The sequence below is a fragment of the Actinomadura fulvescens genome (assembly GCF_039533225.1).
Lineage (GTDB): Bacteria > Actinomycetota > Actinomycetes > Streptosporangiales > Streptosporangiaceae > Spirillospora > Spirillospora fulvescens.
In genome coordinates this window covers 611,439-636,150 of sequence record NZ_BAAATD010000001.1, presented here as the reverse complement: position 1 = coordinate 636,150, position 24,712 = coordinate 611,439, and the positions used below count along the sequence as shown (strand labels likewise).

The window sequence follows — 24,712 nt, the reverse complement described above, 5'->3', positions numbered from 1 at the left end:
CGTCATGGAGCCGCTTCGCGTCCGCTGCGGCGGGCGCGGAGCGGTTCCGCTTCACTCCTTGCCGAGTCCGTCCGGCACGAGACCTCCCTCGTGCAGCACCAGGACGCGGTCGGCGAGGTCGATCGCCTCGTCCGGGTCCTGGGTGGCCAGCAGGACGGCGGGGCGGTGCTTCGCGAGCAGGAACCGCAGCAGCTCGCGCATCCGGAGACGGCCCGGTGAGCCCAGGGTCCGGAACGGCTCGTCCAGCAGCAGCAGTTCGGGATCGCGGACGAAGGCTCGGGCGAGAGCGACTCGATGGGTTTCCTCTTCGGACAGCGCCGATGGCCATGCGTCGGCGCGATGGGCCAGTCCGACCTCGGCGAGCGCCAGGTGCCCGCGCCGCCTGTCGTTCAGGCCGAGTATGACGTTGTCGAGGACGCGCGCCCAGGGCAGCAGGCGGGCGTCGGGGAAGACGTAAGCCCGCCGCTCCGGGAGGGTGAGCCGGCCGTACGTTTCGCGGTCCATGCCCGCCAGGATGCGCAGCAGCGTGCTCTTGCCCGCGCCCGTGTCGCCCAGGACCGCGACGAACTCGCCGGGTGCGATGTCGAGGTCCAGGCCGAACAGGACGGTCCTGGACGTGAAGCGGCGGTCCAGGCCGCGCACGCGCACCGCCGTCCGGACGTGCTCATGAACGACGTTCACAGATCACCAGCACGAGTGAGGCCACGGGTATCGCGAAACGCATACCGGTGACGAAGCCGGGGAGCGCGCCCGGCAGGATCACCCGGCGGAGCAGGGACCGCCGGGAAAGCCCTACCGAGCGCGCGAGTTCCAGATGGCGGGGGTCGGCGCCGCCTACCGCCGCCCGCGTGGTGACGTACACCGGTACGGCGGCGGTCAGCGTCACCAGCATGACCGTGGACTGCTCAACGACGGCGACCGGTACCAATGCCAGTGGCGGCATCAGTCGCAGCAGGAAGGTCGGGCCGCCGACGACGTCCGCGCCCAGCCGGGCGAGGCCGGCGGCGACCGCCAGTACGGCCCCGGCGAGCATGCCGACCGGCAATCCGGTCAGGCCGACGAACATCAGGGGCCGCCTAGGCGGAGTGCTGGGCGGACGAGTCGCCGACCGCTATCGGCGCGTCGCCCGCGATGGTGACGCTGTGCAGGCGGCGCGGCCGGTCTCCGAAGTCGTTGACCACGCGGTGCTGGGTCGCGCGGTTGTCCCAGACCGCCACGTCGCCCGCCGCCCAGCGCCAGCGGACGGTGTTCTCCAGCCGCGTCACGTACTCCTGGAAGAGCTTGATCAGCGCTTCGGAGTCGGCGCGGTGGCTCAGCCCGACGACCGAGGTGGCGAACCCGCCGAGCAGGATCGCCCGTTCGCCGGTCTCGGGATGTACCCGTACGAGCGGATGCCTGGTCTCCAGCGCGCCGTGCGCGGCGGAATGCAGGAACCACAGCCGGTCGGCGAGGTCGCGCAGCTCCACCGGAAGGTCCTCGTAGGCGGTGACGGTGTTGGCCCACACGGTGTCGCCGCCGTGCGCGGGGACCTCCAGCGCGCGCTGGACCGAGGCGAGCGGCGGCCGGTCGAGGAACGTCGCGTCGCTGTGCCAGGCGTCGAGCGACGGGATGACCGTGTCGGGATCGACGAGCTCCCCGAGCCGCCGCGTGAAGGCCGCCTGGGAGCGCGCGTCCAGCTGGTGCTGGCCCCGGAAGAAGACGACCTTGTGGCGGAGGAGCGCGAGACGGATCTCGGCGACGGTCTCCGCCGCGAGATCGCCGGAGAGTTCGACGCCCGAGACGACCGCCCCGATCCGGCCGCTCACCGGGCTCAGCTCCAGGGCGGACGGGCGTACGAGAGTTTGCTGGGACATACCGGTTCCTTGTCGACGAGTACCACGCGTTCTCGGACTTCGGGACGGGACGCCCAGCGGATCACCGGAGAGACTCGCCGGAGCCGGGCGCCGTCATCCCGTGACGGAACACAACGACGCGGCCACGCGGCAGAGATCCACGTGGCGGCGAAGGGTGAGGTCGTTGCGACTCATGCGCACGAAGTTACGCAGGCGGCGCCGAAAAGTCAACAAAGCCGGTAGGAAAAGACTCCTAGCGGATGGTCGTGGGTTCGACCGAGTTGGGGACGGCCCCTCCATAACGGCGGTCACGGCTGGCGTAGAGCTCGCAGGCGTGCCACAGATGGCGCCGGTCGAAGTCGGGCCACAGCGTGTCGAGGAAGACCATCTCGGCGTACGCCGACTGCCAGAGCAGGAAGTTGGAGATCCGCTGCTCGCCCGACGAGCGCAGGAACAGATCGACATCGGGAATGCCCGGCTCGTCCAGATAACGAGCGAAGACCTTCTCCGTGATCTTGTCGGGGTTGAGCTTGCCGGCCTTGACGTCCCGGGCGATGGCCGCGGCCGCGTCGGCGATCTCGGCCCGGCCGCCGTAGTTGACGCAGAACTGCAGGGTGAGCACGTCGTTGTGGCGCGTCATCTCCTCGGCGTCCTCAAGCTCCTTGATGACGCTGCGCCAGAGCCTCGGCCGCCGCCCCGCCCAGCGCACGCGCACGCCCATCGAGTGCAGCTGGTCACGGCGCCGCCGGATCACGTCCCGGTTGAAGCCCATGAGGAAGCGCACCTCGTCGGGCGAGCGCTTCCAGTTCTCGGTGGAGAAGGCGTACGCCGACAGGTTGGGGATGCCCAGCTCGATCGCACCCATGATCACGTCGAAGAGGGAGTCCTCCCCCATCTTGTGGCCCTCGGTGCGCGGCAGCCCGCGTTCCTTGGCCCAGCGCCCGTTGCCGTCCATGACGATGGCGACGTGCCGGGGCACCAGATCGGCCGGGATCGCGGGCGGGCGGGCGCCGCCGGGATGCGGGTACGGCGGCTGAACGGCCCTTCTCAAGCTCTCTCCCTGCGCAAACTCGTTCCCTTCTCGTCGCGTTCCACATGCCGGAGCGACCGGATGCCGTGCTCCAGATGCCACTGCAGGTAGGCGGCGACGAGGCCGCTGCACTCTACCCGGTGGCGCGGCTCGCTCCCGTCGGCGTACTCCCAGTCGCCGCGCAGCAGCGCCAGCATCAGCCCGAACGTCGGCGGCGCGGGCGTCGCGGCGCCCGGCTGACGGCAGCGGGCGCAGACCGCGCCGCCCGCCGCGATCGCGAAGCCGCGCAGCTGGCCGCGGTCACCGCAGCGGCCGCACTCGTCGAGCGCCGGCGCCCAGCCCGCCACCGACAACGACCGCAGCAGGAACGCGTCGAGCACCAGCCGGGGATCGTGGTCACGCTCCACCAGCGTGCGCAGCGCGCCCACCAGCAGCAGGAACTGCCGCAGCGCGGGCTCGCGCTCCTCGGCGGTGAGCTTCTCGGCGGTCTCCAGCATCGCCGTGCCCGCCGTGTAGCGGGGATAGTCGGTGACCAGCCCCTCCCCGTACGGGCGCAGCGTCTCGGCCTGCGTGATCAGGTCGAGCGACCGCCGCTCGTACAGCTGCAGATCGACGTGGGTGAACGGCTCCAGCCGCGCCCCGAACCGCGACTTGGTCTTGCGGACGCCCTTGGCCGCGGCGCGGATGCGTCCCGTGCGCCGGGTCAGGACCGTCACGATGCGGTCGGCCTCACCCAGCTTCTGGGTGCGCAGCACGATGCCTTCGTCCCGGTAGAGCGTCACCCGCCCATTCTCCCGTACTCCGGGACAGGTGGCGTCCATCACCGTCAGTGACCGCAACCGGTCGCACAGGAACCGGCAAAGCTGTGGCCTGAATCACAACCACCTGACAGCGTAGGTTCATGAGATGCACCATCGTGCCTCCGCACATGCTGGAGCAGGTCGTCCGCGACGCCGACGACCCCGCCCTCCGCGACATCGCCCGCCACACCCTGGCGCTGAGCTCGGCATTGCGCACCGAACGGCGCACCCTGCCGGTCGAGGCCCCCTCCCCCACCGAGGACTTCGTCCCCAACCGAACGGTCGCGGACGCGCAGCAGCTCGAGGTCCTGCCTGGCGAGACCGTCCGCGCCGAGGGCGCGCCGGCCACCGGCGACAAGATCGTCGACCGGGCGTACGAGTGGCTCGGGGTCACCTTCGACTTCTTCGAGGCCGCCTACCGGCGCAACTCGATCGATGCCGGGGGCCTGCCGATGATCTCCACGGTGCACTACGGTCGCGACTACGACAACGCCTTCTGGAACGGCAGTCAGATGGTCTACGGAGACGGCGACGGGGTGCTGTTCACCGCGTTCACCGGGCCGCTCGACGTCACCGGTCACGAGCTCGTGCACGGCATCACGCAGTACACCGCCAACCTGGAGTACTACGGCCAGGCCGGCGCCCTCAACGAGTCGGTCTCCGACGTGTTCGGGTCGCTGGTCAAGCAGTGGCACCTGGGGCACACCGCCGACCAGGCCGACTGGCTGATCGGGCAGGGCCTGCTCGCCGAGGGCGTCAACGGCAAGGCGCTGCGGTCGATGAAGGAGCCCGGGACCGCCTACGACGATCCCCGGCTCGGCAAGGACCCGCAGCCCGGCCACATGGACGACTACGTCGACACGCACCGCGACAACGGCGGCGTCCACATCAACTCCGGCATCCCCAACCGCGCGTTCTACCTGGCGTCCGTCGCCATCGGCGGCAACGCCTGGGAAAAGGCGGGCCGGGTCTGGTACGACACGCTCACCGGCGGCAACATCAAGGTGGATGAGAACTTCGCAGGCTTCGCGGCAGCCACGATCGCCACCGCCACGGAGCTGTACGGGGCCGACGGAGCCGAGACCAGTGCGATACAAGAGGCGTGGTCGGGGGTAGGCGTCCAGGCGTGACGAACGACCCGAGGTGACAGCGTGAGGGTGAAAGTGGTCCGCAGCGGCGGTTTCGCGGGCATCGAGACGCGGGGCGAGTCCGACACCGCGAGCGATCCGCTGCTGCGCCGGCTGGTGGACCGTGTCGACCTCGACGCCGTCCCACCGCCCGGGCGCATTCCCGACCAGTTCCTGTACGACATCGACATCGACGGCGACACGGCCACCGTCGGAGAGGCACAGCTGAACGGCCCCCTCCGCGAGCTGGTCCACCACGTGCTGGGCCGCCCGTCCTGAAAGTACGACAGACCCGGCCGTGAGGTCGTCACGGCCGGGTCTGAACAGCGATCACACGCATGGATCACACCGTTGTGACCGGGCTCCGCATTCCTCAGCCCACGGGGGCAAGGAAAGCTTCTTCAGCGGCCCTGCCGCGCACCGCGAGTGCGCTACCTGAGCCGGAGCGAGCGCCAGCGAAGCTTCGCGTGAAGATCGCGAAGCGATGTCGCACTCGCCGCTTTTGCGGTTCGGGGTCCGAGCCGCCAGGCGAGGATCCCGAGGCCGCGAAAGCCATTAAGAACGAGCCACTCGGTTTACGGCCGACAGCATGGCCTTGAGGGAGGCGGTGACGATGTTGCCGTCGATGCCCACGCCCCAGACGGTCGTGCCGTCGACGTCGCACTCGACGTAGGCGGCGGCGCGGGCGTCGCCGCCGGCGCTCAGCGCGTGCTCGCTGTAGTCGAGCACCCGGACGTTGATCCCGACTCCGGCGAGGGCCTCCTCGAACGCCGAGACCGGGCCGTTGCCGACGCCCTCGATCTCGCGGATCTCCCCGTCGATCCGGATGTCGCAGTTGAGCACGTCCTTCTCGTCCACCCGGGACGTCGCGCGGTGCGCGAGCAGGCCCACGCGGGGTCCGCTGACCAGGAACTCCTTCTCGAAGATCTCCCACATGAGGTCGGCCGAGACCTCGCCGCCCTCGCTGTCGGTGTGCCGCTGCACCACCTGGGAGAACTCGATCTGCAGCCGGCGCGGCAGCTCCAGCGCGTGCTCGGTCTTCATGATGTAGGCGACGCCGCCCTTGCCGGACTGGCTGTTGACCCGGATCACGGCCTCGTACGAGCGGCCGACGTCCTTGGGGTCGATCGGCAGGTACGGGACGGCCCAGGTGAACTCGTCCACCGGCACGCCCGCGGCGTCGGCGTCGCGCTGGAGGTGGTCGAAGCCCTTGTTGATGGCGTCCTGGTGCGAGCCCGAGAACGCGGTGTAGACCAGGTCGCCGCCGTACGGGTGCCGCTCGTGGACCGGCAGCTGGTTGCAGTACTCGACCGTCCGCCGGATCTCGTCGATGTCGGAGAAGTCGATCCGCGGGTCCACGCCCTGGGTGAAGAGGTTGAGGCCCAGCGTCACCAGGCAGACGTTGCCGGTGCGCTCGCCGTTGCCGAACAGGCAGCCCTCGATGCGGTCGGCCCCGGCCAGGTAGCCCAGCTCGGCCGCCGCGACCGCCGTGCCGCGGTCGTTGTGCGGGTGCAGCGACAGGATGACCGAGTCGCGGTGGGCCAGGTTGCGGTTCATCCACTCGATCTGGTCGGCGTAGACGTTGGGCGTGGCCATCTCGACCGTCGCCGGCAGGTTGACGATCGTCTTCCACTCCGGCGTGGGCTGCCACACGTCGTTGACGGCGTTGCAGACCTCGACCGCGTACTCCAGCTCCGTCCCGGTGAAGGACTCCGGCGAGTACTCGAAGAAGATCTGGGTGTCGCCCATGTCGTCGGCCAGCTTCTTGCACAGCTTGGCGCCCTCGACCGCGATGGCGGTGATGCCGTCCTTGTCCTGGCCGAACACCACCCGGCGCTGCAGCGTGCTGGTGGAGTTGTAGAGGTGGACGATGGCCTGCTTGGCGCCCCGTACGGCCTCGAAGGTCCGCTCGATCAGCTCGGGCCGCGCCTGGGTCAGCACCTGGATCACCACGTCGTCGGGGATCCGGCCTTCCTCGATGATCTGCCGTACGAAGTCGAAGTCGGTCTGGCTGGCCGCCGGGAACCCGACCTCGATCTCCTTGTAGCCCATCCGTACCAGGAGCTCGAACATCCGCAGCTTGCGCTGGGGGTCCATCGGGTCGATCAGGGCCTGGTTGCCGTCGCGCAGGTCCACCGCGCACCACCGGGGCGCCTCGGTGATCACCTTGTCCGGCCAGGTCCGGTCCGTGAGCTTGATCGCTTCAAACGGCCGATAACGCTCGAACGGCATACCGGAAGACTGCTGTTGCGGATACATCCGATTCCCTCTGCTCAGATCCTGCGGCCGACGTCCACGTCAAAGTCCCGCAGCGAGGGAGCCGACCTGTTACAGGCCCCCGCTGCGGCCGCTAAGGAGGAGCAGCTCACGCAACACGCTGGCCAAGCTAACAGATTCCATCCGCGTCACGGAAACACCGTCCGCCATTTGAGACGCTGCCGCACATCCCCCACCGGGACACAAACGCCCACGTCAGCGCCCGAAATTCCCCTCGGCCCGCACCCGGCGGCGGGTCAGCGCCCACTGTGTGACCCGCCACATGGCCTCCGCCACGATCGAGCCGCTCATCTTGCTGACCCCGTGCGTCCGCTCCACGAACGTGATCGGCACCTCGACGACCGTGAGCCCCGCCTGGACGGCGCGCAGCGCCATGTCGATCTGGAAGCAGTAGCCCTTCGAGTCCACCGAGTCCAGAACGATCTTCTCCAGGGCCACCCGCCGGAACGCCCGGTAGCCCGCGGTCGCGTCACGCAGGTGGAAGCCCAGCATGAGCCGCGCGTACGTGTTGCCCCCGCGTGAGAGGACCTCACGGTGGCGAGGCCAGTTGACCACACGGCCGCCGGGCACCCACCGTGCCCCGATCACCAGATCCGCCGACTCCAGGGCATCGAGCAGCCGCGGCAGCTCCTCCGGCCGGTGCGAGCCGTCGGCGTCCATCTCGACCATGACGTCGTAGCCGCGTTCCAGTGCCCACCGGAATCCCGCGATGTACGCGGCGCCCAGCCCGTCCTTGGCCGTCCGGTGCAGCACGTGCACCTTCGGGTCGTCCGCGGCGATCCGGTCCGCCAGTTCGCCGGTACCGTCCGGGCTGTTGTCGTCCACGACCAGCACGTCCACGTCCGGCGTGGCCGCCCGCACCCGCTTCACGATCAACGGCAGGTTCTCCCGCTCGTTGAACGTAGGAATGATCACTACCGTCATCGCCGCGCCTTCTCCGCCTAGTCCCGGAGGGACTCGTACACCCGCACCCAGTCCACGGACATGGCGGCCGGGAACGGCGTGCTCGCGTCCGGCGGGCCCTGCCATTTGCCGCCGACCTGCAGGTTCAGGATGATCTGCATGGGCTGGTCGAACGACCAGCCCGGGTAGCGCTTCATCCGGCCGTAGACCTTGCCGTCGACCCACCACCGGATCTCCGTCGGGCTCCAGTCGACGCCGTAGAGGCGGTAGCCCGAGTCGACCGGCCGGGACAGCGTGGCCGTGAGGTTGCGCACCCGCCTGGTGTGGTGGGCGGCGCCGAGCACCTGCTGCGGCCGGGCCCCGAAGATCTCCGCGATGTCGATCTCCGCGTACCGCTTGGAGCCGTATCGGGCGTGCTGGCTCTGCAGCCAGAACGCCGGGAAGATCCCCTTGCCGGTGGGGAACTTGATCCGGGCCGCGAACCGCCCGTACGCCAGCGAGAAGTGACCGGCCGTCTGGATCCGGCCGGACCGGTACTGGCACCGGCCGTACCAGCACTTGGTGCCGGAGGTGTCCTTCGTCGCGGCGATGACGAGCTGCCCGCGCCCGTTCCTGCGCACGTTGGCCTGGTGGTAGTAGGCGAGCCCGCCCACGCCCCAGCCGCCGCGGTCTCCGCTCTGGATGAACCACTTGCCGGGCGAGGGTGCGCCCCGGCCGCCGAACTCGTCGGACCAGACGACCTTCCAGCCCCGGCGCGGGAGCCTGGTGTTCGGGTCCACGGCCGACGACGCGCCCTTCGTCGCGGGTCTGGGTGCGTCCGAGTCCTGTTGCGCGCGCACCGTCCGGCCGCCCGAGTCGCCGACCACATGGACGGCCGTGCCCACGGCGAGGAGCCCGCCTGCGACGACCGCGGCCAGGGCCTGGAGACGTGGCCCCCAGGCCGCCTTGCCGTCACTCATGCTCGTTCCCCCGGGTCATCGTGTCCAGAACTCCTCGAATGCGGCTTGGTGCCGCGGCTCGGTCACCACAGGCTGGGGCGCGGTCGGAGCCGCGGCCGTGGGTCGCGGGCGCGCGTTCGGTGGCGCTCCAGCGGGCCGCGCGTTCGGTGGCGCTCCCGTGGGCCGCGCGTTCGGTGGCGCTCCAGCGGGCCCCGGCGGTGGCGCGAACTGTCCCTCCGCCGTCACCGGTGGCGCGTACCGCGGCTCCGGTGGGAGCGGCAGCGGCGGCAGCGGAGCCGGCTCGGCGTGCGCCGCCGGCTCGACCGCGACCTCGACCTGCTGGCGCGTCCCCCAGTTCGCGGTCTGGAGGGTCATCAGCGAGAAGACCCGGATGGGCAGCAGCAGGACGATGTGCATGAGGCCGTACAGCGGGGCCAGCATGAAGATCCCCAGCTTTCCGAACGGGCCGATGCCGGGCCGGGGCAGGTCCAGGTAGCGGACCGAACGCAGATAGCCGAAGCACACGATCATCGCGGAGTACTGCGGGAGCAGGAACCTGCCGTGCACCAGCGGGAAGATCACCAGCGAGTAGAGCAGCGTGGCCGTGAAGACCAGCCAGCTCGCGATCTCGATGAACGACAGCACGAACGCGACCGGCCGCCGGAACGGGAAGGTCTTGAGGCACCAGAGCGTCTCGCGGAAGAAGGACCTGTTCCACCGGGACTGCTGGCGCAGGTAGTGCCCCATGCGTTCCGGCACCGCGGTCTCGGCCAGCGCGCTGCTCTGGAGCAGGACCTTCCCTTCCAGCAGGCAGTAGTTCGTCAGCCGGCGGTCGTCGCCGACCACCGCGGGCTGCCCCATGAACGTCTGGGTGCGGAAGTCGTCCAGGTACTTGTGCGCGACCCAGCCCCGGTAGGCGGCCAGCGAGCCGCAACAGCACAGCACGCTCCGCAGCACCGAGTACGCGGCGCGCTCGTAGAGGAACGCGTTGGCGTACCGCAGTTCGATGAGCCGGGTGAGGACGTTGACCTTGTAGTTGGAGGCCAGCACCATCCCGGTGACGCCCGTCACGCTCTTGTCGGCGGACATGGGCGCCAGCAGCTCGGCGAACGCGTGCGCGTGCAGGACCGTGTCGCTGTCGACGCCGATGTAGACGTCGGCGTGCGGGGCGGTGAGGAAGCCGCGGGCCAGTGCCTCCCGCTTGCCCATGTTCCGCTCCTGGCGCAGGACCAGCAGGCGGACGCCCCGGTGCAGGAACGTTCCCACCAGAGTCTCGGCGATCCGCGCCGCGTCGTCGGAGGAGCTCCCGTCGTCGATCACCATCACGGTTCGCGGCGGCTCGGTCTGGTCCAGGATCGTCAGCAGGCAGCGCCGCAGGATCTCGGGGTCCTCGTTGTAGATCGGCACCACCACGGCCGCGTCGAGGGGCGGACCGGCCCTTCCGCGGCGTGCGCGCACCGGCGTGTAGCAGAGCGCCAGCACGAGCTTGACCCCCAGCAGGCCCAGCAGGAAGTAGCCGAGAACGCCGAGTTCTTGGGGCGTGCCGTAGAAGTAGGCGATCGTGCCGAAGACGAGAAAAGCGACCAGGCTGCCCAGGCGCGAGGCCTTGCCCGGCGCCATCGTCGTGACCGAACCGTCACGCGGTTCCATGTCGTGGCCTCTCATGGTGAGTGCTTCCAGACCAGGAGCAGGTAGCCGCCCATGAAGGCCGACACGAGGCAGACGGTCGTGAGCGTGACGACGGCCTTGCCGAGGTGGGCGCGGCTCAGTCCCACCGCGGCGGGCAGGAGGAGGGCGAACGCGGGCACGATGTAGCGGGCCTTGGAGTGGTAGTAGTTCTCGCCGCCCAGGGACGTGATCAGCATCAGCGCCGAGTAGACGAGCAGCGGCCAGGGCTGCCGGTCGATGAGGCTCATGACGAAGAGCGCCACGGCGACCAGGAGAACGAAGGTCACCACGTAGTTCTCAAGCTCGGAGGCCCGGCTCAGCACCTCTCTGGCCTTGTTGAACGTGTAGAACCCGCCGTCGAACGTCGTGCCCCATTGCTCGCCCTGGATCTGGAACCAGGCGTCCGGCCGTCCGACCCGCTGCCCGACCCAGGCCAGGTACGCGAGCCAGCCGAGCGGCCCGACGAGCAGCGCGAACGCGGGGCGCCAGCCGTCGCGGCGCCGGATCAGGGCTACGAGGGCGGCCAGGCAGACCGCGCCGATGAGTGCCGAGGCCGTGGGCCTGCTCAGCCCGGCCACCAGGCACAGCACGCCCGCGACCAGCCACTGCCTGGCGAGCACGGCGTAGAGCGCCCATGCGGCGAGGGCGGTGAACAGGCCCTCGGTGTAGGCCATCGACTGGGTGATCCCGTGCGGGATCACGCCCCACAGCACGGCCAGCATGATTCCGGTGCGCCGGTCGTGCACGTGGGTGCCGACCGCGAAGAGTCCCCAGGCCGCCGCCAGGGCGGCCAGCCAGGCGACGAGGATGCCCGCCTCGGCGCCGTCGAGCGGCAGGACGGTGTCGGTCCCCTTGAGAAGCAGGGGGTAGAGCGGGAAGAACGCCAGATTGCTGCGCTCGGTGTCGCCGTAGTCGTAACCGCTCTGGGCGATCGCGAGGAACCAGTTGGAGTCCCAGGACCGGCCGAGCAGGTCGACCAGCGCCTTGTCGCGCGACGCCCCCCAGGCCCAGAGCACGTACACGCCGACGGCGCGGACGACCGCGTAGAGGGCCAGCGCCGGCAGCGCGTCGCCGAAGCCGATCCGGGACCTGCGGTCCGCCTCGGTCTCGACGTGTTCGGGAAGCGGGCGGTAGCCGTCCAGATCGAGATCCGGCTCGTGGCGGAAGACGTCGAGACGCGTCTCCCGCGAACCGTGCAGGACCACTCGGAGACTCCCCCTGGCTGAACTACGGACGAACGGACGGCCAGCGAGATCACCGAGGTTCAGCACAGCGGGTTCCCGGCCGGGCCGCAGGGACCCGAACGCCCCATGAGCCGCCCCCGCCGGGACATGATATGTGATATCCACGCATTTCGGGTCGCGACGATTATCACCCGATGACACGGCCGTCGAAGGTCAACCAATCCGGCCCGTCGCGCGTCCTGCTCTCGGTGGCCGGCGTCGCGCCGACCGCCCACGTCAGGCGCGGTACGCCCGCACCCAGTCGACCTGCATCCGCTGCGGGAAACGGGTCTTGGCACTGGGTGAGCCTGGCCAATTGCCGCCGACCTGCAGGCTCAGAATCAGGTAATGCGCCTTATCGAACGGCCAGCCCTTGTAACGCTTCATCTGGGCGTAGGGCTTGCCGTCCACCCACCACACGATCCGCCACGGCGTCCAGTCGACGCCGTAGGTGTGGAAGCCCGCGCTCAACGGCTGCCGCATCTGCAGCTTGCCGCCGCCCCGGCGCTTGCGCCCGTCGTGCGCCCATCCCTGGGCCAGCTTGGGGTACTTGCCGATGGTCTCGATGACGTCGATCTCGCCGTACGGGGCGGACCGCTGCATCCAGAAGGCGGGCCACATCCCCTGCCCGGTCGGCAGCTTGGCACGGATGGCGAAACGGCCGTACCGCTGCGCGAACTTGCCGTTCGTCTGCAACCGGGCCGACGTGTACTTGCACGGCCCGTACCAGCACTTGAGCTTGGTCGAGCGCGGCTCCTTGTTCGCGGAGATCACGAGCTGGCCCTTGCCGGTCAGCGACGCGTTCTCCCAGCGGTAGTACTGCAGGGCCCGGTGGGTCCAGCCCTTCTTGCCGTTGCCGATGGCCGCGCGCCACTTGGCGGTGGGGCGCCCGCGGCCGTTGAACTCGTCGGACCAGGTGCGCTTCCACTTGACCTTCGGCAGCGTGATCTTGGGCTTCCCGGCGGCCGCGCGCGCCGCCACCGCGTCGGCATTGGGTGCGCCCGCTCCCGGCGCGTCCTCTCCGGCGAGTCCGGCGGCCGTCCCCGCCGCGCCGACCGTCAGCCCGACGGCCGTTACCAGTGCCACCGTCCTCCGCCGAGAACCCTTCACCCGCAGACGCAGCCTCATCGCCCGATCACTCTCCGCTCCCCGCCACGCCCTCGGAGGGCACCATCGCGACAGCTGAGCACAGTACCGGCATATGGGGCGAAGGATGCACACCGGGCGTACGGGATCGAGATCGAAGGCCAGGGCCCTGGATCGAGGACGAGTGACGGGGTCAGATGGCGAGGAGGCGTTTGACCTGGTCGTCTCGCAGGTCGTCGGCGGTGCCGGAGTGCTGGACGGCGCCGCCTTCGATGATGACGAAGGCGTCGGCCAGGCGGAGGGCCAGGTCCAGGTACTGCTCGACCAGGAGGACGGCCAGGCCGGCCTCCCGGTGGAGGCGTTCAACGGCCTGCTCGATCTCGACGACGATCGAGGGCTGGATGCCCTCGGTGGGCTCGTCGAGGATCAGCAGGCGCGGGCGGGTGACCAGGGCCCGCGCGATGGCGAGCTGCTGTTGCTGGCCGCCGGACAGGAAGCCGGCGCGGCGGGTCAGCAGCTCCTTGAGGCCGGGGAAGACGTCGAGGGCCTCGTCGATCGCGGACCGGTCCCGGTGGCGGGACGCCTCCAGCGTGACCTGGAGATTCTCGGCGACGGTGAGCTGGGGGAACGTCTCGTGGCCCTGCGGGACGTAGCCCATGCCGCGCCGGACGCGTTCGTACGTGGGGACCCTGGTGACGTCCTCGCCGTCGAAGACGACCGTGCCCGCCGCCGGGGCGAGGACGCCCATGATCGAGTTGAGGAGCGTCGTCTTGCCGACGCCGTTGCGGCCCATGACGCACAGGAGCTGCCCGGCCTCGACCGTGAGGTCGACGCCGAAGAGCACCCGGGCACGGCCGTAGGAGGCCTCCAGGCCGGCGACTTCGAGCATCACACCGCCTCCTCGCGCTTGCGGCCCAGGTAGACCTCCTGGACCCGGGGATCGGACTGCACCGTGGCTACGTCGCCCTCGACCAGGACGGCGCCCTCGTGCAGGACGGTGACCCGCGAGGCGTAGCGGCGCAGGAACTCCATGTCGTGCTCCACCACGATCACCGTGTGGTCCTTGGCGATCTCGGTGAGGAGCTCGCCGGTGCGTTCGCGTTCGTCCTTGCTCATCCCGGCGACCGGCTCGTCCAGCAGGAGGAGCCGGGGCCGCTGGGCGATCAGCATGCCGATCTCCAGCCACTGGCGCTGACCGTGCGACAGGACGCCGGCGGGCCGGTCCGCGAGACCGGTCAGCCCGATGGTGTCGAGGGCCGTCGCCACCGTCTCGGAGATCCCGCGGCGGCGGCGCAGGAGCGCCGCGAGCGGGCGGCGGAAGCCCGCCGCGAGGTCAAGGTTCTCGACGACGGTCAGCTCCTCGAACACGACCGAGGTCTGGAAGGTGCGGCCGATGCCGAGCCGCACGATCCTGTGCTCCTTGCGGCCGGTGAGCTCGGTGCCCGCGAACGTGACCGTCCCGGCCGCGGGCCTGGTGAGCCCGGTGACCACGTCGATCAGCGTGGTCTTGCCCGCGCCGTTGGGGCCGATGAGGAAGCGCAGCTCCCCCTCCCCCACGGTCAGGTCGACCCCGTTGATCGCCCGGAAGCCGTCGAAGACCACCTCAAGACCGCGGATCTCCAGCAAGGAGCCGGTCATGCCTGCTCCCTTGTGGGGGGACGACCCCCCACGCCCCCCGGAACGCTCGCTCCGCTCGCTCATGCCTGCTCCCATGTGGGGGGACGACCCCCCACGCCCCCCGGAACGCTCGCTCCGCTCGCTCATGCCTGCTCCCTTGTGGGGGGACGACCCCCCACGCCCCCCGGAACGCTCGCTCCGCTCGCTCATGCGGGTACCTCCTCCTTGGCCGGCGCCTGGACCGGCGGCCGGCTCCCCGCGCGGCGGCGGGCGACGGCGTCGCGGAGCTGCTCGTACAGCCCGGCCGCGCCCCTGGGCGCCAGCGTCATCACGAGGATGAACAGCGCCCCCTGCAGGTAGAGCCAGCCGCCCGCCCACTGCTCGCTGAACGAGGTCTTGGCGTAGTTCATGACGACCGCGCCGAGGATCGCCCCGGCGAGCGCGTACCGGCCGCCGACGGCGACGGCGACCACGAGTTCGAGGGACGGGACCACCCCGAGCAGGGACGGCGAGATGATGCCGACGACCGGGACGAACAGCGCCCCGGCCAGCCCGGCCATGCCCGCCGAGATCGCGAACGTGATCGTCTTGACCGTGGCGGGGTTGTAGCCCAGGAACCGCACCCGGTCCTCGCCGTCGCGCACCGCGACCAGCAAGCGCCCGAAACGGCTCCTGACCAGCTGCCGGGTGCCCAGGTAGAGCACGCCGAGCACGCCCGCGGTGACGAAGTACATCGTCCGCTGGGTGCTCTCGGCCTCCGGGTCCTGGCCGAAGAAGTCGTAGAAGTTGGTCATGCCGTTCGTACCGCCGGTGAGGCCCTGCTGCCCGACCAGCAGGATCACGAACGCGGCGGCGAGCGCCTGGGTCAGGATCGCGAAGTACGCGCCGCGCACCCGCTGGCGGAACACCAGCGCGCCGAGCACGACCGCGACGGCGACCGGCACGACGATCACCGCGGCCATCGCCACGCCCACGTTGGAGAACGGCCTCCAGAGGGCGGGGAGCGTCTCCACGCCGCTCCAGACCATGAAGTCGGGCAGGTCGCCGCCCGCGTCGTGCAGCTTGAGGTACATGGCCATCGCGTAACCGCCGAGGCCGAAGAACACCCCCTGGCCGAGGGTGAGCATGCCGCCCTGGCCCCAGGCGAGGCCGATGCCGAGCGCCGCGATGGCGAAGCAGAGGTACTTGGCCAGCTCGTCCAGCCGGAACGCCGGGAGCGTCGCCGGCGCGACGACGAGCAGGAGCAGGGCGACGACCGCGAAGAGCGCGTGACCGCGCAGGTTCTCCCTCATGTCAGGGCCCTCGTCCGGAGCACGAACAGGCCCTGCGGCCGCAGCTGGAGGAACACGATGATCACGGCGAAGACGATCACCTTGGCGAGGCTGGCGTCGGTCCAGAACTCGGCGTAGGAGTTGAGCATCCCGAGCGCGCCCGCGGCGATCACCGCGCCGCGCAGCTGGCCGAGCCCGCCCGCCACGACCACCAGGAACGCGTCGACGATGTAGTAGGTGCCGAGCGACGGCCCGACCGGGCCGATCAGGGTCAGCGCGACCCCCGCCACCCCGGCCAGGCCGGAGCCGATGAAGAAGGTGAGCTGGTCGGTGCGGGCCGTCGCCACGCCGCTGCACGCGGCGAGCTCGCGGTTCTGCATGACCGCGCGCATCCGGCGGCCCTGGGCCGAGCGGTTCAGGTACGCCCAGATGCCGGCCACGCAGGCGATCGCGAGCACCATGATGAACAGCCGCGCGTACGGCAGGTTGCCGCCGAGCACCTCGATCCGGCCGCTCAGCCAGGAGGGCGCCACGACCTGGACGTTGGGCGCGCCGAAGATGTCACGCGCCGCCTGCTGGAGCACGAGGCTGACGCCCCACGTCAGCAGCAGGGTGTCGAGCGGACGGCCGTAGAAGTGGCGGATCGCCAGGCGTTCCAGCACCCAGCCCAGCGCGCCCGCGATCGCGAACGCCACCGGCAGGGCGACGACCACCGCCTGCGAGCCCGCCCAGTCCTGGAGCATGTACGCCGTGTAGGCACCGGCCATGATGAACTCGCCGTGGGCCATGTTGATCACGCCCATCTGGCCGAACGTGAACGTGAGGCCGAGCGCGATCAGCAGCAGCACCGCGCCGATGCTGAGGCCGATCGGCAGCTGGCTGAGCAAGGAGTCCATGAGCGCCCGCCCGGTCAGGAGGACAGGCCGGCGGCCCAGGGATAGGACCTGAGATGGGGATCGGGCTTGATCGGTTCGTCGGACGCCCAGACCTCCTTGATGAGGCCGTCGGGCTGGATCACGCCGATGCGCGCGGTCTTGTAGACGTGCTGGTTGGAACCGTCGATGGTGACCTTGCCCTCGGGCAGGTCCAGGGAGAGCCCGGCCGCGGCGGCCTTCACCTTGGCGACGTCGGTGGAGCCGGCCTTCTCGACGGCCTTGGCCCACAGGTGGACGGCGTTGTAGCCCGCCTCCATCGGGTCGGACGTCACCGCGCCCTTGTGCCTGGCCTGGAACGCCCTGACGAACGTGTCGTTCACCGCGCCCTTGGTGGTCTGGTAGTAGTTCCAGGCCACGGGCTGGCCCGCGATGTTGCCGACGCCGATGCCCTTGACCTCCTCCTCGGCGATGCTCACCGACATCACCGGCATCGCGCCGGGGTCCGCCAGGCCCGCGCTCTTGAGCTGCTTGAAGAACGCGACATTGCTGTCGCCGTTGAGGGTGTTGAAGACCGCGTCGGGCTTCGCCGCGGAGATCTTGTTGACCAGCGTGCTGTATTCGGTGTGCCCGAGCGGCGTGTACTCCTCGCCGAGGATCTGCATTCCGTTGGCCTTCGCGTACGCCTTGATGATTTTGTTGGCGGTACGCGGGAAGACATAATCACTGCCCACCAGGAAGAGCTTCTTCTTGCCCTTTTCCTTGGTGAGATATTCGAGACCCGGAACGATCTGCTGGTTGGTCGTGGCGCCGGTGTAGAAGATGTAGGGCGAACTCTCCAGCCCCTCGTACTGCACCGGATACCACAGCAGCGCCTTGTTGCGTTCGAACACCGGCAGCATCGCCTTGCGGCTCGCGGACGTCCAGCCGCCGAACACGGCCGCGACCTTGTCCTTCCGGATGAGCTTCTGGGCCTTCTGGGCGAACGTCGGCCAGTCGGAGGCGCCGTCCTCGACGACCGCCTCAAGCTTTTTGCCGAGCACGCCGCCCCTGGCGTTGATCTCCTCGATGGCCATCGTTTCGGAGTTCTTGACGGTGACCTCGCTGATCGCCATCGTGCCGCTCAGCGAGTGCAGGACGCCGACCTTGATGGTGTCGCCGCCGCCCCCGGGCGCGGCCGGACTCTTCGATTCCCCGCCGCACGCGGTCAGCAGGGCCGCCGGCAGAAGGACCGCCGCCATCAATGGTCGCGAGAATGGATTGCGCAACTGCCGACTCCTCACAGAACGGGCCCCGTGGCGTCGTTGTCTGTGACAAGTCTCCGGAGTGATATTTCCGCGCAAGATCCGTCGTGTTACAGGTGACTTACGAAGATCTCACCGGACGGGCCTGCCGCCGGAGAGGTCGCCCGCGGTCAGCGGACGAGCACGGAAAGGCAGGTGACGCAGCCCTCCAGGGCCTCGAACTCGCCGATGTCGACGACGGTCACGCGCAGGCCGTCCGCGGCGAGCCGTTCGGCGGTACGCGGCGCGGCGGCCGACAGCAGCACGTGGTCCGGGCCGAGCACGACCACGTGCGCCCCGGCGGGCTCCGGCGCGACCCGCACGCCCGGCAGGACCGAGGTGTCCACCAGCTCGGGCACCCCGATCAGGGTGCCGTCGGGCAGCGCCGTCAGCGCCGACTTCAGGTGCAGGCACCCGTCGATGCCGACCGGCACGACGCGCCGCCCGCCGAGGAGGTGGGCGAGCTGGCAGACGCCCTCCTCGTTCGTGCGGGCACCGCGGCCCACGTAGACGGTGTCGCCGGCCTGCAGCACATCGCCGCCGTCGAGGGTGCCGGGCTCCTTGACGCGCTCGATCCGGAGGCCGAGCTCGCGGACGGCCTGTTCGGCCGCCGCCGCCTCGCCGCGCCGTTCGGGGGCGCCCGAGCGGCCCATGACCGCGAGGTCGCCGCACACCACGACGGCGTCCTCGACGAACACCGCGTCGGGATGGTCGTCGGCCGGGGCGATCGCGCGGACCCGCCAGCCCGCCGCCCGCAGCGCCGAGACGTACGCGGCGTGCTGCCGCGCGGCGCGCGCGACGTCCACGGGACGCCGGTCCAGGTGGGTGACGATCCCTTCGGCCAGCCGGGGGCCGGGGCGCCGCACCAGGGCGGTGCCCGCCGGAGGGCCGGTCGCCCCCGGTCGCAGGGTCACCGCGCCGCGCCCTCGGTCGTCACGATGACACCGAGCGCGTGCGCGGGGGACATGCCGAGCAGCTGCGCGACGCGGTGCAGGGTCTGGCGCTCGTTCTCGGTGAGCGGGCCGTCGGCCAGGCCGACCCGGACGGCCTGGGACAGGAACCACTCCTTGGCCTCGACCGCGAGCTGTCCACCCGCCCGGGCGACCTCCTCCTCCAGGAAGCCCGCCTGGAGCTGGAGGTCGGCGGCCACGTCGTCGGCGCCGTAGCGGGTCTCGCCGTACCCCTGGACGACCTCGACCGCGCGCCCGAGCGCCGCCTCGTCGGAGGGGTCGCCGGCCCGCAGCACCAGCGTGGCGGCGGCGCGCATGCCGGCGGGCAGCGCGGCGGCAAGCTGCACGGCGGTGGGGGCGCGCAGCACCGACACGCCGAAGCGGGTGCGGCAGGTACGGCACTCGACGGCCTCGCCGACCCGGTTGAGCGGGATCACCGGCAGGAAGAACAGCGTGAACCACCGCCGCCCGGTCCGGCGCCGGTAGGCCCGGTCGCCGCCGCACTGCGGGCAGTGGAACGAACCCTCACTAACCGTACGGAAGAACACCGACAGTCCGAAAATTAGCAACAACGGGCTCTCCTCCCATTACGGACTACGTCCAACGTACCGATCCGCGGGCCGTGCCGTGGCCGACCCGCCGAGTTCACCGCACAGCCCGAGACCGGCGCCGCCGTGCCCCTTACTCTGGGTCCATGAGTGGTGACCAGGGCCCGGACGCCCACGCCTCGCGCTCACGGCCGGAGTTCCTGCCACCGGTCGACGGGCATCCGCCGCCCGTGCAACCCGCCGTGGCCACGCCCCCCGAAGACCCGCCCGCAGCCGCGTCCGCCGACGTCCCGGACGCCGGTCCGAGCCGTGGTTCCGGCTCCGCCGGCACCTGGTGGAACATCCTGGTCGTCTGCGCCGCCGCGGTCCTGCTGATCTCGGCGTTCCTGCCGTGGGCACGGGCGCGGGTCGTCGTGGACGCCTTCGGCCAGACCCTCACCCACGACCTCGGCGAGGCGGCGGGCATCGACGCCGACGGCATGGTGGTGGCCGTCCCGGTGCTCGCCATGACGGCCGTCGGCATGGCGATCTGGGGCATCGCCGCCCGGGACGTGCGGATCTCGTCCCTCACCGCCGTCCCCGGGGCGCTGGCCCTGATGGTGTGCACGCTGTTCATGCTGCGCCTGGACGAAGCCACCCACGATCTGGCGGACCAGTCGACCCTGCTGCCCTACGACGTGAACCTGGCCTACGGATGGTACGTGGCGGTCGCGGCCTCGCTGCTCGTGCTGGGCTTCAGCCTGCTGCGGCCACTGATCGGACGCGGACGCCGCACACCTGACCAGCCGTAGAAACCCCGGTCAGCCGTAGAACCCCTGGTCAGTCGTAGAAACCCAGCCTCCGCAGGTGCTTGGGGTCACGCTGCCACTCCTTGAGCACGCTGACCCGCAGGTCGAGGTAGACCTTGGTGCCGAGCAGCGCCTCGATCTGCTTGCGCGCCCCCGAGCCGACCTCCCGCAGGCGGCTGCCCTTGTGGCCGATGATGATGCCCTTCTGGCTGGACCGCTCGACGTACAGGTGCGCGTACACGTCCATGAAGTCGTCGCGGCCCTCGCGCGGCGCCATCTCGTCCACGACCACGGCGATCGAGTGCGGCAGCTCGTCGCGGACGCCCTCCAGCGCGGCCTCGCGGATCAGCTCGGCGACCAGCACCTGCTCGGGCTCGTCGGTGAGGTCGCCCTCCGGGTAGAGCGGCATGCCCTCGGGGAGGTGCTGGATCAGCAGGTCACCGACCAGGTCCACCTGGAAGCCGCTCTCGGCCGAGCACGGCACGATGTCGGCGAAGTCACCGAGCCGCCCGACCGCCACGAGCTGCTCGGCCACCTGCTCGGGCGGGGCGAGGTCGGTCTTGGTGACGATCGCCACGATCGGGGTCTTCTTGATGCCGGCCAGTTCGCGGGCGATGTACTTGTCGCCCGGGCCGACTTTCTCGTCCGCCGGGACGCAGAACCCGATCGCGTCGACCTCGGTCAGGGTCGAGCGCACCAGGCTGTCCAGGCGTTCGCCGAGCAGGGTGCGCGGCTTGTGGAGGCCCGGCGTGTCGACGACGATCAGCTGGGCCTCGGGGCGGTGCACGATGCCCCGGATCGCCCGGCGGGTGGTCTGCGGCCGGTTGCTGGTGATCGCCACCTTGGTGCCGACGAGGGCGTTCATGAGGGTCGACTTGCCGACGTTGGGCCGCCCGATGAAGCAGGCGAACCCGGACCGGAAACCTTCGTTCGTCGTCACACCGCCAATTGTCGCAGGCGAAAGCGGCTGCTCGGGTGCTCGGGTACTCGGGTACTCGGGTGCTCAGGTGGCGCGGGCGACGGGCCGGACGTCAGGCGGCGGGATGGCCGAGCGCCGCCAGGGCGGCACGGGCGGCGGAGACCCAGTGCTGCGCGCCGATATGTTCGGCGATCTCGGCGGCGCGCCGGTAGTGGTCCACCGCGGGTCCGGGACGGCCGAGGAAGACCGCCAGGTCGCCCAGGATGTGGGCCACCGGCCCGACGCTGGCGACGGCGCAGGCGCCGCCGGTCACCTGACCCTCGTACGGGAGCAGCGCCTGGTAGGCCTCGGTGGCCGGCCCCTCGTCGTCCAGGGCGATGCCTCTCAGCCCGCGGATCGCCATCACCAGGTCGAAGAAGTAGTCCGGCCGCACCGGCCCGGCGTCCGCCGCGACCCTCCGCGCCTCGGCCGTACGCCCCGCCTCGGCCAGGGCCATCGCGTAGAGGTCGGCCGCGGCCCCGACGTGCGACCAGTGCCGCCAGACCCATCGGGCCTCGTCGACCAGCTCGCCGGCCCTGCCCTGCCCCAGCCGGACACAGAAGATCCCGAGCAGCTCCATGCCGCGCTCGCTGCTCCAGATGCCGGTGCGCGCGATGGCCTCGCCCACCTCGGTGTACGCGCGTTCGGCCGCTTCCGTCCGCGCGGCGAAGACATGCTCGATGGCCGTGTACCAGCTCGCGATCAGGCCGAGCAGCGGCAGGCCGTACTGGTCGGCCAGCCGCCGGCCGGCCTCCAGGTGCTCGCGGGCCGAGGCCAGGTCGAGGGCGGCGATCGAGGCCGCCTGCAGTTGCAGATGCCCGAGCACCTGGTAGATGCCGAGATCGTGGGCGGTCGCGACCTCCAGGATCTCGGCCGCGATACGGCGGCGTTCGGCCAGCTGGTCCGCGGTCCGGTAGGCGTTGAGATAGCGGCCGTTGAGGGCGATCGCCAGCAGCTCGGGGCGGCCGAGGCGGCGGGCACGGCGGAGCGCCTCGACGGAGGCCTCGGTGCCGCGCCCGTCCAGGTCGCCCTCCAGCTCGATCGCCAGCGAGGTGAGCAGGCGTACGCGCAGCTCCTCGTCGTCGTCGCCGAGGCCGGCCAGGGCCTCCTCGGTGGCGTCGATGGCGTCCTGGTCGACCGTGCCGTACATGTGGCTGGTCCAGAAGGTGGGCACGTCGTGGCTGACGATGATGCGGCCCAGCAACCGGACATCCCCGAAGGCACGGGCCTCGGCCATCGCGCGCACGCGCCGTTCGCGCGCCGCGACGACCAGCCCGGCCAGCGCGGACGCGTGGATGGCGGCCGCCTCCAGATCCAGGATCTCCCGGACGGACTCCGGGCACTGCGCGCGAAGCTGGTCGGCCGCCCGCACCAGGAGGTCGGCGGCGGTCCCGTGGGCGAACCTGGCGGCTGCGGCGTCGGCCGCCAGCCGGGCGTAGTGGACGGCCTTCGCGGGCTGGTCTCCGGCGGCCAGGAAGTGGTGGGCGAGCGCGGCGATCTCGTCCGGGCGCCGCCGTTCGAGCGCCGCCGCCACCCGGCTGTGCAGGCGGGTGCGCCGGATGCGTGACAGCCCGTCGTAGAGGCTGTCGCGGACGAGCGCGTGCCCGAACCGGATCCGCCCGGCCGCCGGTTCGACGATCAGCCCGCTGGCCAGTCCCGCCTCGACCGCCTCGATCACCGCGTCCTCGTCGCCGCCCGAGACCTCGGTGAGGACCCCCAGGTCGACGTCCCGGCCGACGACCGCCGCGTTCCGCAGGATCGACTGCGCGGCCTCGGGCAGGCGGCCGACGCGCCGCCGCAGCACGTCGCCCACCCCGGCGGGAACGCCCCGGACGGCCGCGGGCGGCCCCTCGGCGTCGAGCAGCCTGGCGATCTCACGGGTGAAGAACGGGTTGCCGCCGGTACGTTCGACGATCCCGGCGACGTCCGCCTCGTCCACCTCGGTGGCGCACACGGCCCGGACGAGCGTCGCCACCTCGGCGGAGGCGAGCCCTGCCAGTTCGACGCGCAGCGGCTCCTGCCGCGCCAGCGTGGCCAGCGCGGCGGCCAGCCGGTCGGGGACCTCCGCCTGCCGGAACGTTCCGATCACGAGCACGGGCCTGCCGCGCAGCCTGGCCGGAAGCCCGGTCAGCAGGGCCAGGGTCTCCTCGTCGGCCCAGTGCAGATCGTCCAGGACGAGCAGCAGCGGCGCCTTGCGCGACAGTGCGCCCAGATAGTCGCCCACGGCCAGGTGCAGCCGGAAGCGGCCCGTGGTGGCGTCCGCTCCCGGGCCCGTCACCGCGTCCCCGAGCAGCGGCCCGAGCGTCCGGGCGAGGTCGCCCTCCGGGGGTTCGATCGCGGCGAGCTCGCGCAGCAGCTCGGCCCAGGGCCAGGCGGCGGGTGCGCCGCCGGTCTCCGGTGCGCTGCCCCAGGCGCGGGTCCAGCCCTCATCCCCCAGGGTGTCGCCGAGCCGTTCGAGGAGGGAGGTCTTGCCCATTCCCGCCTCACCGCTGACGAGCGCGACCGTGCACCGCCCCGCGGCGGCGGCCCGCGCGGCCTCGGTCAGCCGCGCCAGCTCGTCGGTCCGCCCGACGAAGAGCGGGCCCGCCGGCGCCTCCTCCGCCGGTACGGGCACCAGGCGCAGGACGGGCGGTGACGTCGTCGGGGCAGGGGCCGTGGGCACGGGCGCGGGCACGGGCAGCGGGTCGAGCTCCGGGGCCTGGGCGAGGATGTCGGCTTCCAGTCGCCTCAGCGCCGGACCGGGATCGACCCCCAGTTCGTCGGCCAGGGTCGTGCGGGCGCGGCGGAGCGCCGCGAGGGCGTCGCCTTGACGGCCCGCCCTGTAGAGGGCCAGGGCCAGCAGCCGCCAGGCCTCCTCGCGCAGGGGGTTCGCGGCGGCGTGCGCCTCCAGGTCGGGCACGGCCTCGGTGGCCGCCGCCAGCCGCAGCATCGCCTCGGCGCGGCGTTCGACGGCCAGGCGATGCCGTTCCTCCAGCCGCCCGGCCTCGGTGACGGCCCACGACAGCTCGGCGAACTCGGCGTACGCGGGCCCGCGCCACTCGGCGAGCGCCGCCTCGGCCCGCAGCCGCGCCGCCGCCGGGTCGGCCGCGGTCAGCAGCTCGCCCGCCTCGTCCACCAGCGTGTCGAAGCGCCAGGCGTCCACGTTCGCGGTGGGCAGCCGCAGCGCGTACCCGGGCGGCGAGGTGACCAGGACGGCGGCGGGGGTACGCGGCGGGCGGTCCGGTTCGAGGGCGCGGCGCAGATGGGAGACGAACGACTGGAGGCCCGCCGTCGCCCGGGGTGGGGCCTCGCCCGGCCACAGCTCCTCGATCAGGCGTTCGGCCGGGACCATCTGCCCGTGCGCCGCTGCCAGCCGCGCCAGGACCGCACGCTGGCGCGGGCCGCCGAGGTCGGCGGCCACTCCGTCGACGGACGCCTCGAACGGGCCCAGCACCCGTATCGCCGCCCCCGCCACGCCTGTCGCCATGTAGGGCAGCCTAAACCGCCCCCGGCCGAGGGCCGGGGGCGGTCCGGGCACTACGGGCGCCCGATGCCCGTACGA

At 71.2% G+C, this 24,712-nt stretch carries 23 protein-coding genes; 3 read left to right on the top strand and 20 right to left on the bottom strand.

All coding sequences use genetic code 11. The features are described 5' to 3' along the window. Positions 1–51: 51 nt before the first annotated feature. From ABD333_RS02930 to recO, 5 genes are all read right to left on the bottom strand, one after another. Positions 52–681 carry an ABC transporter ATP-binding protein gene (locus ABD333_RS02930; RefSeq protein ID WP_344537394.1) on the bottom strand — a complete coding sequence of 210 codons (630 nt, stop codon included), beginning with the start codon at positions 679–681 and terminating at the stop codon, positions 52–54. Then, positions 665–1,066, bottom strand: coding sequence for an ABC transporter permease (locus tag ABD333_RS02925; RefSeq protein WP_344537392.1), 402 nt, complete (start codon positions 1,064–1,066; stop codon positions 665–667). The genes ABD333_RS02930 and ABD333_RS02925 overlap by 17 nt, the downstream gene beginning before the upstream one ends. Positions 1,067–1,076: 10 nt before the next feature. Next, entirely contained in the window at positions 1,077–1,853 is a 777-nt protein-coding gene (locus tag ABD333_RS02920; RefSeq protein ID WP_344537390.1) for a TauD/TfdA dioxygenase family protein, read from the bottom strand. Between the two features lie 232 nt (positions 1,854–2,085). Next, positions 2,086–2,883, bottom strand: coding sequence for an isoprenyl transferase (locus ABD333_RS02915; protein ID WP_344537389.1), 798 nt, complete (start codon positions 2,881–2,883; stop codon positions 2,086–2,088). Beyond that, positions 2,880–3,644 carry a DNA repair protein RecO gene (recO, locus tag ABD333_RS02910; RefSeq protein WP_344537387.1) on the bottom strand — a complete coding sequence of 255 codons (765 nt, stop codon included), beginning with the start codon at positions 3,642–3,644 and terminating at the stop codon, positions 2,880–2,882. Before recO ends, ABD333_RS02915 begins: the two co-directional genes overlap by 4 nt. A 119-nt stretch (positions 3,645–3,763) precedes the next feature. Here recO and ABD333_RS02905 point away from each other — a divergent pair, with 119 nt between their 5' ends. After that, positions 3,764–4,792 (top strand): M4 family metallopeptidase, encoded by a 1,029-nt coding sequence (locus ABD333_RS02905; protein ID WP_344537385.1) that lies wholly within the window; start codon positions 3,764–3,766, stop codon positions 4,790–4,792. Between the two features lie 21 nt (positions 4,793–4,813). Further along, positions 4,814–5,068, top strand: coding sequence for a protealysin inhibitor emfourin (locus tag ABD333_RS02900; RefSeq protein WP_344537383.1), 255 nt, complete (start codon positions 4,814–4,816; stop codon positions 5,066–5,068). Positions 5,069–5,344: 276 nt separating this feature from the next. Here ABD333_RS02900 and leuA read toward each other — a convergent pair whose 3' ends face one another. The 13 genes from leuA to ABD333_RS02835 form a co-directional block, all read right to left on the bottom strand. Further along, the gene (gene leuA / locus ABD333_RS02895; protein ID WP_344537381.1) at positions 5,345–7,048 is read right to left on the bottom strand and encodes a 2-isopropylmalate synthase; all 1,704 of its coding nucleotides are present in this window, start codon (positions 7,046–7,048) and stop codon (positions 5,345–5,347) included. Between the two features lie 213 nt (positions 7,049–7,261). Continuing rightward, complete coding sequence (locus tag ABD333_RS02890; protein ID WP_344537379.1) at positions 7,262–7,990, bottom strand: polyprenol monophosphomannose synthase; 729 nt, start codon at positions 7,988–7,990, stop codon at positions 7,262–7,264. Positions 7,991–8,007: 17 nt separating this feature from the next. Further along, entirely contained in the window at positions 8,008–8,928 is a 921-nt protein-coding gene (locus ABD333_RS02885; RefSeq protein WP_344537377.1) for a glycoside hydrolase family 16 protein, read from the bottom strand. Between the two features lie 15 nt (positions 8,929–8,943). Beyond that, entirely contained in the window at positions 8,944–10,557 is a 1,614-nt protein-coding gene (locus ABD333_RS02880; RefSeq protein WP_344537375.1) for a glycosyltransferase, read from the bottom strand. Between the two features lie 11 nt (positions 10,558–10,568). Continuing rightward, a complete protein-coding gene (locus ABD333_RS02875; protein ID WP_344537373.1) occupies positions 10,569–11,780 on the bottom strand; it encodes a mannosyltransferase family protein in 1,212 nt (403 codons plus the stop codon). A 255-nt stretch (positions 11,781–12,035) separates the two neighbouring features. After that, positions 12,036–12,884 (bottom strand): glycoside hydrolase family 16 protein, encoded by an 849-nt coding sequence (locus ABD333_RS02870; protein WP_344537371.1) that lies wholly within the window; start codon positions 12,882–12,884, stop codon positions 12,036–12,038. A gap of 193 nt (positions 12,885–13,077) precedes the next feature. Then, positions 13,078–13,773, bottom strand: coding sequence for an urea ABC transporter ATP-binding subunit UrtE (urtE, locus tag ABD333_RS02865; protein ID WP_344537369.1), 696 nt, complete (start codon positions 13,771–13,773; stop codon positions 13,078–13,080). Continuing rightward, positions 13,773–14,522 (bottom strand): urea ABC transporter ATP-binding protein UrtD, encoded by a 750-nt coding sequence (gene urtD, locus ABD333_RS02860; RefSeq protein ID WP_344537367.1) that lies wholly within the window; start codon positions 14,520–14,522, stop codon positions 13,773–13,775. The genes urtE and urtD overlap by 1 nt, the downstream gene beginning before the upstream one ends. 185 nt (positions 14,523–14,707) lie before the next feature. Further along, entirely contained in the window at positions 14,708–15,793 is a 1,086-nt protein-coding gene (urtC, locus tag ABD333_RS02855; RefSeq protein WP_344537365.1) for an urea ABC transporter permease subunit UrtC, read from the bottom strand. Beyond that, complete coding sequence (gene urtB, locus ABD333_RS02850) at positions 15,790–16,668, bottom strand: urea ABC transporter permease subunit UrtB (protein WP_344537363.1); 879 nt, start codon at positions 16,666–16,668, stop codon at positions 15,790–15,792. The genes urtC and urtB overlap by 4 nt, the downstream gene beginning before the upstream one ends. A 14-nt stretch (positions 16,669–16,682) precedes the next feature. Further along, positions 16,683–17,885 carry an urea ABC transporter substrate-binding protein gene (urtA, locus tag ABD333_RS02845; protein ID WP_344537361.1) on the bottom strand — a complete coding sequence of 401 codons (1,203 nt, stop codon included), beginning with the start codon at positions 17,883–17,885 and terminating at the stop codon, positions 16,683–16,685. 173 nt (positions 17,886–18,058) lie between these two features. Beyond that, complete coding sequence (gene ddaH / locus ABD333_RS02840; RefSeq protein WP_344537359.1) at positions 18,059–18,841, bottom strand: dimethylargininase; 783 nt, start codon at positions 18,839–18,841, stop codon at positions 18,059–18,061. Beyond that, positions 18,838–19,449: a zinc-ribbon domain-containing protein gene (locus ABD333_RS02835; RefSeq protein WP_344537357.1), complete on the bottom strand. Its 612-nt coding sequence runs from the start codon at positions 19,447–19,449 to the stop codon at positions 18,838–18,840. Before ABD333_RS02835 ends, ddaH begins: the two co-directional genes overlap by 4 nt. Positions 19,450–19,571: 122 nt before the next feature. On the opposite strand from ABD333_RS02835, the gene ABD333_RS02830 reads away from it, so the two are divergent. Then, on the top strand, positions 19,572–20,216 hold the full coding sequence (locus ABD333_RS02830; protein ID WP_344537356.1) for a hypothetical protein: 645 nt from the start codon (positions 19,572–19,574) through the stop codon (positions 20,214–20,216). Between the two features lie 28 nt (positions 20,217–20,244). Here ABD333_RS02830 and era read toward each other — a convergent pair whose 3' ends face one another. Both era and ABD333_RS02820 read right to left on the bottom strand, forming a co-directional pair. Continuing rightward, a complete protein-coding gene (era, locus tag ABD333_RS02825; RefSeq protein ID WP_344537352.1) occupies positions 20,245–21,153 on the bottom strand; it encodes a GTPase Era in 909 nt (302 codons plus the stop codon). A gap of 91 nt (positions 21,154–21,244) precedes the next feature. Further along, entirely contained in the window at positions 21,245–24,637 is a 3,393-nt protein-coding gene (locus ABD333_RS02820; protein WP_344537350.1) for an ATP-binding protein, read from the bottom strand. Positions 24,638–24,712 lie beyond the last annotated feature (75 nt).

Excerpts from the sequence above, each read along its gene's own strand:
- ABD333_RS02925 (WP_344537392.1), bottom strand. The coding sequence starts at position 1,066 with ATGTTCGTCGGCCTGACCGGATTGCCGGTCGGCATGCTCGCCGGGGCC.
- ABD333_RS02920 (WP_344537390.1), bottom strand. The coding sequence starts at position 1,853 with ATGTCCCAGCAAACTCTCGTACGCCCGTCCGCCCTGGAGCTGAGCCCG.
- ABD333_RS02905 (WP_344537385.1), top strand. The coding sequence starts at position 3,764 with ATGAGATGCACCATCGTGCCTCCGCACATGCTGGAGCAGGTCGTCCGC.
- leuA (WP_344537381.1), bottom strand. The coding sequence starts at position 7,048 with ATGTATCCGCAACAGCAGTCTTCCGGTATGCCGTTCGAGCGTTATCGG.
- ABD333_RS02890 (WP_344537379.1), bottom strand. The coding sequence starts at position 7,990 with ATGACGGTAGTGATCATTCCTACGTTCAACGAGCGGGAGAACCTGCCG.
- ABD333_RS02885 (WP_344537377.1), bottom strand. The coding sequence starts at position 8,928 with ATGAGTGACGGCAAGGCGGCCTGGGGGCCACGTCTCCAGGCCCTGGCC.
- ABD333_RS02880 (WP_344537375.1), bottom strand. The coding sequence starts at position 10,557 with ATGGAACCGCGTGACGGTTCGGTCACGACGATGGCGCCGGGCAAGGCC.
- urtE (WP_344537369.1), bottom strand. The coding sequence starts at position 13,773 with ATGCTCGAAGTCGCCGGCCTGGAGGCCTCCTACGGCCGTGCCCGGGTG.
- urtD (WP_344537367.1), bottom strand. The coding sequence starts at position 14,522 with ATGACCGGCTCCTTGCTGGAGATCCGCGGTCTTGAGGTGGTCTTCGAC.
- urtC (WP_344537365.1), bottom strand. The coding sequence starts at position 15,793 with ATGAGGGAGAACCTGCGCGGTCACGCGCTCTTCGCGGTCGTCGCCCTG.
- urtB (WP_344537363.1), bottom strand. The coding sequence starts at position 16,668 with ATGGACTCCTTGCTCAGCCAGCTGCCGATCGGCCTCAGCATCGGCGCG.
- urtA (WP_344537361.1), bottom strand. The coding sequence starts at position 17,885 with ATGGCGGCGGTCCTTCTGCCGGCGGCCCTGCTGACCGCGTGCGGCGGG.
- ABD333_RS02830 (WP_344537356.1), top strand. The coding sequence starts at position 19,572 with ATGAGTGGTGACCAGGGCCCGGACGCCCACGCCTCGCGCTCACGGCCG.
- ABD333_RS02820 (WP_344537350.1), bottom strand. The coding sequence starts at position 24,637 with ATGGCGACAGGCGTGGCGGGGGCGGCGATACGGGTGCTGGGCCCGTTC.